The following is a 10557-nucleotide window of genomic DNA, read 5'->3' as shown; positions in this document are numbered from 1 at the left end:
TCTGTCGAAGGATTGGGAAAAATCAATCGCGAGCGCAGAGGCTTGGATCCTCATCGCACACATCAGACGCGTGACACGGCATCTTGCAAGAAATGGAGAACGCTCAATTAGTTTTGAATCAGACTCTTAGGGTTCATCGCCCTGATCCCATCAGGCAACCCTGACCCCCCTGAGCACGACCCGGATGCGCAGTCCGCGCAGCCAGGACAGATCAGGAGACACCCCATGTCCAAGTCGAAAAATCGTGGCAATCGCGAAGTCAAGAAACCCAAGAAAGAGACACCCAAAATCCTCGCCACCGCCAATTCCGGTGCCGGCAAATCCGGCACGGTGATCGCGGGCAAACAGGTCAAGTGATCCGGCGGCACCGCCCCCAAGGGCGGTGCCCGACCCCGCAGCACCCAGACCGCAGCCAGCGCGATACTGGCATCAGCCACCGCCTGTGCGAGGGTACAAAACGTCCATTGCCCCTGTCAAAACAGGTACAAAACGCTCAATTTCCGGCTATGTGATGGGAAACTCGCGCACATCGCCCGCGGCGTTGTCGATCATCATGAACATGTCAAAATAGGAAATCTCGGGCTCCACCCCGGTGCGCGCCTTGAACCGCGCGATCCAATGGGCGTCATGCGCCGCCTGGGCCGCCGCGCGATCGGGCCACATATAGACCCCCATGACCCGCGGCCCGTCGGTCACGAAATGCTTGCGGATCAGCGCGGAATTGGCCTGCCAATGGGGCACGGTGCTGCGTGCATCCTCCAGCAGATCCGCATCGGAAAACCCCTCGGGGCGGTCGAACTTCACGAATTCCAAGATCATCATGCTCTCCCTTGATCGCCTTCATTTTAAGGCCAACCGCGCAAAGGTCCATCCCCTGTGCCGCGCAAGGCCATGGCGCAAACGGCTTGCTCTGGCAGCGCGGCTCGGGCAATCATTCAGCCCATGACACCACATGATATCCAGACCATCCTCGACGAGAACTTCGCGCCCTGGGTGAAATCCCTGCAGATCGAAACGCTGGAAACCGGCCCGGACAGTTGCCTGTTCCGAATGCCCTTGGGCGATCACATCGCGCGCGTCGGCGGGATCGTCTGCGGTCAGGCCCTGGCGGCCCTGGCAGATACCACGATGGTGCTGGCCGCCATCGCCCGCGCCGGAGAATTGACCCTGTTCGCCACCACGAATCTCGACACCCAGTTCCTGCGCCCCGGCGTGGGCCGCGCGGTGCTCTGCCGCGCGATCATCGTGCGCTCGGGCAAGGCGCTGGTCTTTGCGCGCGCCGAAATGAGCGAAGAGGACAGCGGCAAGGCGATCGCAACCGCCTCGGCAACGCTCTACCTGCCCTGAGCCATGCGGCGCACTCACACAGCGCCGCCGCTTGCGCACAGGCCCATCAAACCGCTTGATTTCAGCATCGGCGCAAGGCCTTATCACGGGATGATCCCGCGCATGGCCCTTACACTCGTGCTGATGCTGACGCTTGTCTTCGTGACCGGCTGCGGACGGCCGCTGACCGAGACCGAGCGCGCCTTTGCCCAGAACATCCATGGGCCTTCGGTTGATCTCGACCGGGTGCGCGTGGCGCGCGGGGCTCTTGTCGGATCGGTCACGTTTCGCCGCCCCGCGCGCCCCCGCGTCACCTGCCGCGAGCGTATCCTGCCACCCCCGACAACCGACATCGTCACCGCACGACCTGCGGCGGTGGTGGTCTTCAACCGCATCCATTTTACCCAGGACTGGTATCTGGATGATTACATGCCGCGCTATCCTGAACGGCTCAACCTCATCAGAGCGATGCTGCTGGCCCATGAGATGACCCATGTCTGGCAATGGCAGAACCGCGATGTGACCGGCTATCACCCGCTCAAGGCCGCTGCCGAACACGGGCGCACGGATGATCCCTATCTGTTCGATGCGACCGTCGAACATGCGTTCCTTGACTATGGCTATGAGCAGCAGGGCGCGATTGTCGAAGAATATGTCTGCTGTCGCGCGCTGGCCCCCCAGGCCGAGCGCACCAAGCGGCTGCATGAGATGCTCGAGGCGGCCTTCCCGGTCTCAATGCTCCCGCAATCACGCGCCCATGACGTGGTTCTGCCCTGGAAGGATGCCGAAATCGGCGGGATCTGCGACTAGGCTTACTTCTGAATATCTTCGAGATAAGCCAGAAGAGCTGCCAGCGGACGCGGCGTCGGCGTCATGATGCCATCCACATCCACAGGCACGCTCTGCTCGGTCAGGCCCGCACCAAAGGCAGGCATGACCTGCCCGGCGTGGGTACCGCGTGAATATCCGTCAATCTGCGACAGCACGGCGGCGCGCGGAAACACGCCACCATTGCGCGCACTGATCATGCTCAGATCAGGGGCGGTCTGCCCGCCAATCAGGATACCTTCCTCATCCGCGCGCATCCCGTGGCAGGCGGTGCAGTTATCGGCATAGATCTTTGCACCCTCCGACGGACCGGGCATCTCGTTTTGGGCCACGCAAGCCCCAACCCCGACAAGCAAGGCGAAAGAGGCGATGTATCCAAGCTTGGTCTGTGCCATCATGTTCCTTGCAGGTTGTCCAGATACGCCACCAGATCGGCGATCGGTTCGCTGGTCAGAATGGGCTGGCCCGACGGGGCTTTCAAGGCCACATCGGGGCCCTGTTCAAAGAAATCTCCGTAAACCGGCATCGGGCTGCCATGGCTGACCAGAGGCTCGCGCCCGTCAATCCGCAGCACGACGCGGGCTGTCGGGAACATTCCGTCATTGCGCGCCGTCAAGGCCGTCAGATCGGGCGGCTGGATCACCAGAACGCCGGCCATCGGGCCGTTGCCCGTAGCATCCAGCCCGTGACAGGTGGCACAGTGCTGGCGGTAATAGCCCTCTCCGCGCAACAGGTCCTGAGCCGCAGCCGGCATGAAGCTGCACAGCAGCGCCAGTCCGGCGACGGCCACTCTATGAGAACAATGCGATATCATCTGCGTCTCCTCTTTTGTGTTTCTCCGCACCGCGCGGGCGCGTGATCACCCGGCATAGAGGTACGTCACGGGGTATCGTTGCAGCGTCCGGCGATCCTGCCAAACACACCGTCACTGCCCCTTCAGGCTTCGGGTGATCTTTTTGTTCGCTCTTGTGGTTTCAAGGCTTGCCCAGCGCGCGCGCCCTCACCATGATCCAGATCAATTCAGAGCAAGGGACAAGACGCCATGACGCAATATGCCGTGATAATGCTGATCGCAGGCATGGGTATCCCGATGCTGGCGGCTCTGAACGCCGCCCTCGGGCAACACATTGGCTCACCCACCGCTGCAGCCGCCATCCTGTTCACCGTCGCCCTGTGCGTGGCAACACTCGCGGTTGTGATCACCGGGCCAGCACCTGTGCTCAAGGCTGCAACCGCGCCGAAACATCTGTTCCTGGGCGGTGTGCTGGTGGCGTTCTATGTGCTGTCCGTCACCTTTATCGCGCCCCATTTCGGTGTCGGCAATGCGGTTTTCTTCGTGCTGATCGGTCAGTTGATCAGCGCCGCGACCATCGATCATTTCGGCCTGTTCAGCGCCCAGATCAGCCCGCTGTCAATCACCCGCGCGGCGGGTATCTCTCTCATGGCACTGGGCGTCTGGGTCACACAACAGGCCTGATCCCGACAGGCCGGACCTTCAACCGCAGCCGCCATGGCCAAGACGCCACCCCGCACTATCTCATCGACAGACAGTCAGCCAGAAGGATCACGCCACATGTCAGACGCGCCCATCATCGCCCAGAAAGCCCCCTATCCCATCGAGGTCACGGCGGGAAAATCCTATTTCTGGTGCGCCTGCGGCAAATCCAGCAGCCAGCCCTTCTGCGACGGCAGCCACAAGGACACCGGTATTTCGCCGACCAAGTACACCGCCGAGGCCGATCGAACCGTCTATTTCTGCGGATGCAAGGCAAGCGCCAAGGCACCGCTCTGCGATGGCGCGCATAACAAACTCTGAGCCCAGCCCGCGACACCCCGCCTCTGGACGCGCAGACTGGCCCGCCTATCTGGTAGGCCATGAGCCAAAGCGACAAGATAGCGGATGCGCAGACGCGTGTTCTTTACAATGCGGACTGCCCTGTGTGCAGCTTCGAGATCAATCACTATGCCGCCTATGCAAAGGCCAAGGCGCTGCCGCTGCGGTTCGAAGACCTGAACGGTGACGATCTGGCCGATTGGGGCCTGACCCGGGATCAGGCCGCGCGACGGCTTTATGTTCTGAGAGAGGGTGTGATGCTCTCGGGCATCCCGGCCTTCCTGACGCTCTGGCAGGACATGCCGCGCTATCGGTTTCTGGCGCGCATCATCGGGATGCCGGGGATCCGGCACCTGGCCAGCGGGCTTTATGATCACCTGCTCGCTCCGCTGATCTATCGCTGGCATCTGCGCCGTCAGGCGCGTGGCAAGGCGGTAAGCTGATCAAGAAGCGCACAGAAACGCGGGGGTGCAGCGGCCCGACCGTTCTGTGCGCCAAGCCACTTCATACAGCGCTGCGAACATTGTGCGTCATGGCACCGCGACACCATCCGCGCATACTCATCAGCCGACAAAGCGCCGGCAGCCATCGCCTGTGACAGGCTGACCCCGACCGTGCGCGCGACCGAGCGGGTCAGCCAGAAATGGGGTTCGATCTCCTCCAGATCCTTCATGCCGATGCCTCCTGTTGCCTGCGCCGCAGCTCTTCAAGGCGGGCGCGGTTGAGACAGGTTGCGGGCGCACAGGGCACCGAGGCGTGCTTGCCCAACCACTCGTCGCAATCCGGAGCCCAGGAGCAGCCCCGGCAGGTCTGCACCATATCGGCCCAATCCTGCTGCGTCAGCACGCCGTTCTCCTGCGCCTGGCTCAGATCCACATCCGCCGCGCGCCCCATCCGTCTGGCAAGCCATACATGATCCGTCAGTTTGCCCAGCGGCCTCATGACGCTGCCCCGGTCTTCAAGGCGGCAAAGAGATCGCCATTGCGGCAATAGCCCGGCGGTTGATCGCGCGCCTCGGCCTCGGCCAGCCACCTGGCGCAATGACCGGGGTCCGAGCAATCCGCGCAGCGCAAGACCGCATCTGCAAGATCATCAAACCGGGCGGTGCCGTCAAGAACCGCGCCTTCCAGATCGACGCCGACGGTCCGGGCCATCCGATCCACAAGATCGGCATGATACTTCAGTGTCTTGGGTCCATGCATGGCACTCTCCCTTTCCAGGACGCATGAACCCAGCATATGGCGGCACAGATCTGCTGCCTTGATCAAGGTCAAACCCGCAGGAAAGCCCGCGCAGAAAGGGAAAAAGCGGCCTATCCCTTGATCTGCGCAAGGGTTTCGCGCACGGCCGCGGCGCGCTGCGCATTCGGCGGATGGGTGCCGAGAAACCGGTTTCCGGGGTCGGGAATACGGGTGAAGAACTCGACCCCGCGCGTCACGTCATAGCCCGAGCGATGGGTGATCACCGTACCAAGGCGATCGGCTTCAAGCTCGAACTCCTTGGAGAAACTGCGCGCGCCCAGCATGGCACCGATCTGCTGGGCCGCTTCGACATCCGCCCCCGCCCCTCCGGTCAGCGCGGCAAGCCCGGCAAAGATCGTCGCACCCGCCAGCGCGTTCTGTTGCTGGCGGTCCAGATGACCAAGAATGTGATGCGCCGCCTCATGGCCCATGACAAAGGCCAGTTCATCGCGATTATGCACTTCGGCAATCAGACCGATGGTGAAGGCGATGATCGGGCGTCCGCTCTCATCGCGGGTCTGGAACGCATTGGGTGGCTGGTTGGGCCGGTCATCCACCACGATCAGATAATCGCAATTCACGCCCTGGGTGCGATTGCGACACTCGCGCTCTGCAACGGGTTCCATGGTGCGCACGACCTGGATAAAGGCCTGAGCGGCCTGATCGGGCGTCATTTGTGGCGCGCTGGCACGTGTCAGCTGCGCCGGTGCACTGGTCACAGGGGCTGGCACGTCACAGCCCGCCAGCACAAGCATGGTCAGACCAATCACCCATCTCGAAACGCGCGCCATATCCACTCCTCTTGTGCGCATGCAGCGCAGACAGCTTACCATAGCGAAGTCCCACCGCCAGAACAGATCACGTTCCTGCAAGCTTGCGAATCTCTGCCGGGCGCGCCACGGTGGCTGCATGTTTACAATCGAGCATGAATTTGATGCCACCGTCATCACCCTTGTCGATGAAGGGAGCGTTCCTCTTCAGGAAGACATCGTCATCAACAGCTTTGCCGAATGCGTGACCCTCGAACAGTTCGATCCGCGCACCGACCGGGTGCAGAAGATCACCCTCTCGCCCGAACAGCTGCGCGATCTGGCCGCCGCCCTGGATCTGCCCGAAGGCGTCTATGCTCTGCGCCCCGCTGATCCCGGCAGCTGAGCTCTCGACAAGCTCCGCCGCTCCCGCGATAGTCACCCGCGCCACAGCCGGAAGGACAGGCCCATGACAACCGGATTTTTCTGGGACGAACGCTGCTTTTGGCATGGGGGCGGCAACTATGCCTTCACATTGCCGCTGGGCGGGCTGGTCCAGCCGCTTGCCGCAGGCGGCCTGCCCGAAAGCCCCGAAACCAAGCGTCGGCTCAAGAACCTCATGGACGTCACCGGCCTGACCCGAGAGCTGTCGGTGCACTCGGCACCGCAAGCCACGCGCGAAGATCTGCTGCGCGTCCATCCCGAAAGCTATCTGGATGCGTTCAAGCGCATGTCCGACACCGGCGGCGGAGAGCTTGGCCTGCGCACCCCGTTTGCACAGGGCGGCTATGAACATGCCGCGCTGTCAGCCGGTCTGGCCAAGGCTGCCGTCCAGCAGGTCTGGACCGGTGCGCTGACGAATGCCTATGCGCTCTCGCGCCCGCCGGGACATCACTGCCTGCCGGATTTCCCCAACGGGTTCTGCCTGATGGCCAATATCGCCATCGCCATCGAGGCCGCCAAGGCAGATCACGGTCTGGGCCGCGTCGCCGTGCTGGACTGGGACGTGCATCATGGCAACGGCACCGAAGCGATCTATTACGCGCGCGATGATGTGCTCACCATCTCGATCCATCAGGACGGCAACTATCCCATCGACACCGGAGCGGTCACAGATCGCGGCACGGGACCGGGCACGGGATACAACATGAACATCCCCCTGCCAGCCGGAGCCGGAGACGCGACCTACGCCGATGTCATGGAACAGATCGTGCGCCCGGCGCTTGAGCGGTTCCGACCCGACATGATCATCGTGGCCTGCGGGTTTGACGCCTCGGCGGTCGATCCGCTGGCGCGCATGTCGCTGACCGCCAATGGCTTTGCCATGCTGACCCGCCAGATCAAGGAAACCGCCGATGCCCTTTGTGACGGCAAGCTCGTCTTGGTGCACGAGGGCGGCTATTCCGAGGTCTATGTCCCCTTCTGCGGCCATGCCACCATCGCAACGCTGGCCGGCAGCACGATCACGGCACCCGACCCGCTGGAGAAAAACCTCACCGCGCGCCAGCCAAATGGCCGGTTTGCCGAATTCCTCAAACGCGAGGTCGCCGATCTTGCCCGAGCCCTTGAATGACGCGGTGCCCGTGGCACCTCGGGTCGCTGCAGCAAAGACGCAGGCCGCAAATGCCGCATCGCTCTTGAAAACCGGGCCACAATCACCGAGATAGCAACAGACCGAATGTAAAAAGGCTTCACATATGCCGGATAAAAATCAGGCCGCGCTGAATTTCCTCCTGACGCGTCGCTCGCGCCCTGCCAAAACCCTGCAAACCCCGATCCCGGATCGCGACACGCTGCAGGTTCTGCTGACGGCTGCCGCACGCACACCCGATCACGGCAAGCTGGAACCCTGGCGTTTCATCGTGCTGGAAGGGGCCAGCTTTGCGCGGCTCTCTGATCTTGTTGCCACCCGTGGCGCAGCCCTTGGAAAGACCGAAGAAGACATCACCAAGGCCCGCGCGCAGTTCGACATGGGCAATCTTGCGGTTGTGGTGGTCGAAAGCCCCAAGCCTTCCGATAAAATCCCGCCACTGGAACAGACCTATTCCGCCGGTGCGGTCTGTCTTGCGCTGCTGAACGCGGCCCTGGCGGCAGGCTGGGGCGCGAACTGGCTGTCGGGCTGGCCCTCGCATGATCCCGAGTTCCGCGCCCGGGGCTTTGGTCTTTCAGCACAGGAACGCATCGCCGGGATCATCCATATCGGCACGGAAACCAACGCACCGCCCGAGCGGCCGCGCCCGGATCTGGAGGCGATCACCGAATGGGTATCTCAGTAGTCTTCTCCTCGTTCTTTGCCGCCCTCGGCCAGATGGGGGATCGTCGCTTTCGCCGCGTGCTGCTGCTTGGCATCGCGCTGACGCTGGCGCTGCTTGTGGCGGCGACGGCGGGTCTGCTGGCTCTGGTGCAGATGCTGGTCACGGACGAGGTCGGCCTGCCGCTGATCGGCCAGGTCACCTGGCTTGACGATGTGCTCAGCGTGTCATCCGTGCTGGTGATGCTGGTGCTGTCCGTGTTCTTGATGATGCCGGTCGCCTCGGCGATCACCTCGATGTTTCTCGATACCGTGGCAGACGCGGTCGAGGCGGTGCATTACCCCGGCCTGCCCAGCCCAATGCCTGTGCCCTTTGGGGACGCGCTGCGTGATACGGTCAATTTCCTCGGTGTTCTGGTGGCGGCAAATGTTCTGGCAATCTTTCTCTATGTGCTCTTTGCGCCGGCCGCGCTGTTCATTTTCTGGGGGCTGAACGGCTTCCTGCTTGGCCGGGAGTATTTCACGCTGGCAGCCATCCGGCGCGTCGGGCGCGCGCGGGCAAAAGAGCTGCGCAAGACCTATTCGGGAACGATCTGGCTGGCCGGCGCGCTCATGGCCGTGCCCCTGTCGATTCCGCTGCTGAACCTGCTGATCCCGATTATCGGAGCGGCCACCTTCACCCATATCTTCCATCGCCTGGAACGACAGGACTGACCAGAGCGCAGACCGCCCCCTGCAGGCCTATCCGCGCAACGCCAAAGCCTCAGCCGTGGCCGAATGTGCGATGGAAGAGATCGAAATCATCCACCGAGATCCATCCCGACAGGATGATACCCGAGGTGACAAGCCAAAGACCGAAGGCGACGCCGGTGGTGATCCAGGCCTTTTTCTTCAGGTGATGATGCTCGGGCGCGCCCGCATGGGTGCCCGGAACGATCTCGTTCAGGTCTCCCTGTGTCTGAACCCGGATGGGCAGAACGACCAGAAAGGTCATGAACCAGATCACGGCATAAAGCACGAGCGCCGAGGTGATACCCATCCAAACCTCCGAAGGGTTGTGTTTCGCGTTACCTAAGACCGCCTGGCGCGCAGGCAAGGGGCTGCGTCAATGCAGCGCCGCGCTCAGACCTGTTCCAACTCGACCAGACAGCCGTTGAAATCCTTGGGATGCAGGAACAGCACCGGTTTGCCATGAGCACCGATCTTGGGCTCGCCGCTGCCCAGCACACGCGCGCCGGTCGCCTTGAGATGATCACGGGCCGCCAGGATGTCATCCACCTCATAGCAGACATGGTGAATGCCGCCCGACGGGTTCTTTTCCAGAAACCCGTTGATCGGGCTGTCCTCGCCCAGCGGATAGAGCAATTCGATCTTGGTATTGGGCAGTTCGATGAAGATCACCGTCACCCCGTGATCCGGCTCATCCTGCGGCGCGCCGACAGTGGCACCCAAAGCGGTGCGATACTGATCCGCCGCCGCTTCGAGATCGGGCACGGCAATGGCGACATGGTTGAGACGACCGATCATGGCAGAACTCCTTGGATCCTGAGGGTGTGCCGGTTATGCGGATTCCGGGCGCGCAGGGCAAGGGTCGCAGGCTGCGTTAACCTCCTGTTAGCCGAAATTGCGCAAGATTTGGAAGATCTCAGCACAGGAGCCTGACATGGACGATTCGGACCCCTTCGCCGCCACGTTGCGCCAACCCACCGCTGCGCGGCCCCTGTTGGGGTTGACCGTGCTTGTGGTCGAAGACAGCCGCTATGCCTCCGAGGCGATGCGCCTGTTGTGCCTGCGCAGTGGCGCGCGCATCCGCCGTGCCGACAGCCTGCGCGCCGCGCGCCGCCATCTTCAGGTCTATCGCCCCTCGGCGGTGGTCGTCGATCTGGGGTTGCCCGATGGCTCCGGTCTCGATCTGATCGCGGATCTCAGCACGGCAATCCCGCGTATCGGCGTGTTGCTGGCCAGCTCGGGCGATGACGGCAAGGCCGATGCCGCGCTCAGCGCCGGTGCCGATGCGTTCCTGGCAAAACCGATCCATTCGCTGGCCACCTTCCAGACGGCGATCCTGTCGCATCTTCCCGCCGACAGGCAGCCCCCCGGCCCGCGCCATCTGGTCGAGGATGTGATCGATCCCGATCCGATGGCCTTTCGCGATGACATGGCCCATGCCGCCGAAGTGCTGACCGATGCGGGCGATGGCAAGATGCTGGACTATGCCGCGCAATTTCTGGGCGGCGTCGCGATCAGTGCGCGCGATGATGCGCTGGCCATGGCCGCGCGCGACCTGGCTGCAACCCGCGCCGCAGGCCGCCCCGTGACGGCCCAGGC

Annotated in this window: 20 protein-coding genes; 11 read left to right on the top strand and 9 right to left on the bottom strand. The window is 62.8% G+C overall.

Going from position 1 to position 10557, the window contains the following annotated elements:
* Positions 1–225 precede the first annotated feature (225 nt).
* Positions 226–357: a hypothetical protein gene (locus WAO69_RS02770; protein ID WP_422176515.1), complete on the top strand. Its 132-nt coding sequence runs from the start codon at positions 226–228 to the stop codon at positions 355–357.
* Between the two features lie 147 nt (positions 358–504).
* Here WAO69_RS02770 and WAO69_RS02765 read toward each other — a convergent pair whose 3' ends face one another.
* A complete protein-coding gene (locus WAO69_RS02765; RefSeq protein ID WP_422176513.1) occupies positions 505–819 on the bottom strand; it encodes a hypothetical protein in 315 nt (104 codons plus the stop codon).
* A 123-nt stretch (positions 820–942) separates the two neighbouring features.
* Between WAO69_RS02765 and WAO69_RS02760 the strand changes: the two genes are divergently transcribed.
* The gene (locus WAO69_RS02760; protein ID WP_422176511.1) at positions 943–1347 is read left to right on the top strand and encodes a PaaI family thioesterase; all 405 of its coding nucleotides are present in this window, start codon (positions 943–945) and stop codon (positions 1345–1347) included.
* A 102-nt stretch (positions 1348–1449) separates the two neighbouring features.
* A complete protein-coding gene (locus WAO69_RS02755; RefSeq protein WP_422176509.1) occupies positions 1450–2136 on the top strand; it encodes a hypothetical protein in 687 nt (228 codons plus the stop codon).
* 2 nt (positions 2137–2138) lie between these two features.
* Here the strand turns inward: WAO69_RS02755 and WAO69_RS02750 are convergent, their stop codons facing one another.
* Together WAO69_RS02750 and WAO69_RS02745 are read right to left on the bottom strand one after the other, a co-directional pair.
* Positions 2139–2549 carry a c-type cytochrome gene (locus WAO69_RS02750; protein ID WP_422176507.1) on the bottom strand — a complete coding sequence of 137 codons (411 nt, stop codon included), beginning with the start codon at positions 2547–2549 and terminating at the stop codon, positions 2139–2141.
* A complete protein-coding gene (locus WAO69_RS02745) occupies positions 2549–2908 on the bottom strand; it encodes a c-type cytochrome (protein ID WP_422176517.1) in 360 nt (119 codons plus the stop codon). The genes WAO69_RS02750 and WAO69_RS02745 overlap by 1 nt, the downstream gene beginning before the upstream one ends.
* Positions 2909–3196: 288 nt before the next feature.
* Here WAO69_RS02745 and WAO69_RS02740 point away from each other — a divergent pair, with 288 nt between their 5' ends.
* From WAO69_RS02740 to WAO69_RS02730, 3 genes are all read left to right on the top strand, one after another.
* On the top strand, positions 3197–3631 hold the full coding sequence (locus tag WAO69_RS02740; protein WP_422176505.1) for a DMT family transporter: 435 nt from the start codon (positions 3197–3199) through the stop codon (positions 3629–3631).
* Between the two features lie 96 nt (positions 3632–3727).
* Positions 3728–3970: a CDGSH iron-sulfur domain-containing protein gene (locus WAO69_RS02735; RefSeq protein WP_422176503.1), complete on the top strand. Its 243-nt coding sequence runs from the start codon at positions 3728–3730 to the stop codon at positions 3968–3970.
* A 59-nt stretch (positions 3971–4029) separates the two neighbouring features.
* On the top strand, positions 4030–4431 hold the full coding sequence (locus WAO69_RS02730) for a thiol-disulfide oxidoreductase DCC family protein (RefSeq protein WP_422176501.1): 402 nt from the start codon (positions 4030–4032) through the stop codon (positions 4429–4431).
* On the opposite strand, the gene WAO69_RS02725 is transcribed toward WAO69_RS02730, so the two are convergent.
* From WAO69_RS02725 to WAO69_RS02710, 4 genes are all read right to left on the bottom strand, one after another.
* Positions 4404–4661, bottom strand: coding sequence for a DUF6455 family protein (locus tag WAO69_RS02725; protein WP_422176499.1), 258 nt, complete (start codon positions 4659–4661; stop codon positions 4404–4406). The two genes, WAO69_RS02730 and WAO69_RS02725, sit on opposite strands and share 28 nt — an antisense overlap.
* Entirely contained in the window at positions 4658–4930 is a 273-nt protein-coding gene (locus tag WAO69_RS02720) for a DUF6455 family protein (protein ID WP_422176497.1), read from the bottom strand. The genes WAO69_RS02725 and WAO69_RS02720 overlap by 4 nt, the downstream gene beginning before the upstream one ends.
* Positions 4927–5190: a DUF6455 family protein gene (locus tag WAO69_RS02715; protein ID WP_422176495.1), complete on the bottom strand. Its 264-nt coding sequence runs from the start codon at positions 5188–5190 to the stop codon at positions 4927–4929. The genes WAO69_RS02720 and WAO69_RS02715 overlap by 4 nt, the downstream gene beginning before the upstream one ends.
* A 110-nt stretch (positions 5191–5300) precedes the next feature.
* Positions 5301–6020 (bottom strand): M48 family metalloprotease, encoded by a 720-nt coding sequence (locus WAO69_RS02710; protein ID WP_422176493.1) that lies wholly within the window; start codon positions 6018–6020, stop codon positions 5301–5303.
* Between the two features lie 118 nt (positions 6021–6138).
* Between WAO69_RS02710 and WAO69_RS02705 the strand changes: the two genes are divergently transcribed.
* From WAO69_RS02705 to WAO69_RS02690, 4 genes are all read left to right on the top strand, one after another.
* Entirely contained in the window at positions 6139–6384 is a 246-nt protein-coding gene (locus tag WAO69_RS02705; RefSeq protein ID WP_422176491.1) for a hypothetical protein, read from the top strand.
* A 63-nt stretch (positions 6385–6447) separates the two neighbouring features.
* Positions 6448–7551 carry a class II histone deacetylase gene (locus WAO69_RS02700; RefSeq protein WP_422176489.1) on the top strand — a complete coding sequence of 368 codons (1104 nt, stop codon included), beginning with the start codon at positions 6448–6450 and terminating at the stop codon, positions 7549–7551.
* Positions 7552–7675: 124 nt separating this feature from the next.
* Complete coding sequence (locus WAO69_RS02695; RefSeq protein ID WP_422176487.1) at positions 7676–8254, top strand: nitroreductase family protein; 579 nt, start codon at positions 7676–7678, stop codon at positions 8252–8254.
* Positions 8239–8943 carry an EI24 domain-containing protein gene (locus WAO69_RS02690; RefSeq protein ID WP_422176485.1) on the top strand — a complete coding sequence of 235 codons (705 nt, stop codon included), beginning with the start codon at positions 8239–8241 and terminating at the stop codon, positions 8941–8943. The genes WAO69_RS02695 and WAO69_RS02690 overlap by 16 nt, the downstream gene beginning before the upstream one ends.
* A 49-nt stretch (positions 8944–8992) precedes the next feature.
* Here WAO69_RS02690 and WAO69_RS02685 read toward each other — a convergent pair whose 3' ends face one another.
* Together WAO69_RS02685 and mce are read right to left on the bottom strand one after the other, a co-directional pair.
* On the bottom strand, positions 8993–9268 hold the full coding sequence (locus WAO69_RS02685; protein ID WP_422176483.1) for a DUF1467 family protein: 276 nt from the start codon (positions 9266–9268) through the stop codon (positions 8993–8995).
* Positions 9269–9351: 83 nt separating this feature from the next.
* Positions 9352–9756, bottom strand: a complete 405-nt coding sequence (mce, locus tag WAO69_RS02680) for a methylmalonyl-CoA epimerase (RefSeq protein WP_422176481.1) — start codon at positions 9754–9756, stop codon at positions 9352–9354.
* A gap of 136 nt (positions 9757–9892) precedes the next feature.
* Here mce and WAO69_RS02675 point away from each other — a divergent pair.
* On the top strand, positions 9893–10557 hold a 665-nt coding region (locus WAO69_RS02675; RefSeq protein ID WP_422176479.1), incomplete at its 3' end, for a response regulator transcription factor.

The sequence above is a fragment of the Aestuariivita sp. genome (assembly GCF_049276915.1).
Classification (GTDB): domain Bacteria; phylum Pseudomonadota; class Alphaproteobacteria; order Rhodobacterales; family Rhodobacteraceae; genus Aestuariivita.
Note: the sequence above shows the minus strand (reverse complement) of the source record. Positions and strands in the feature narration are given on the sequence as shown.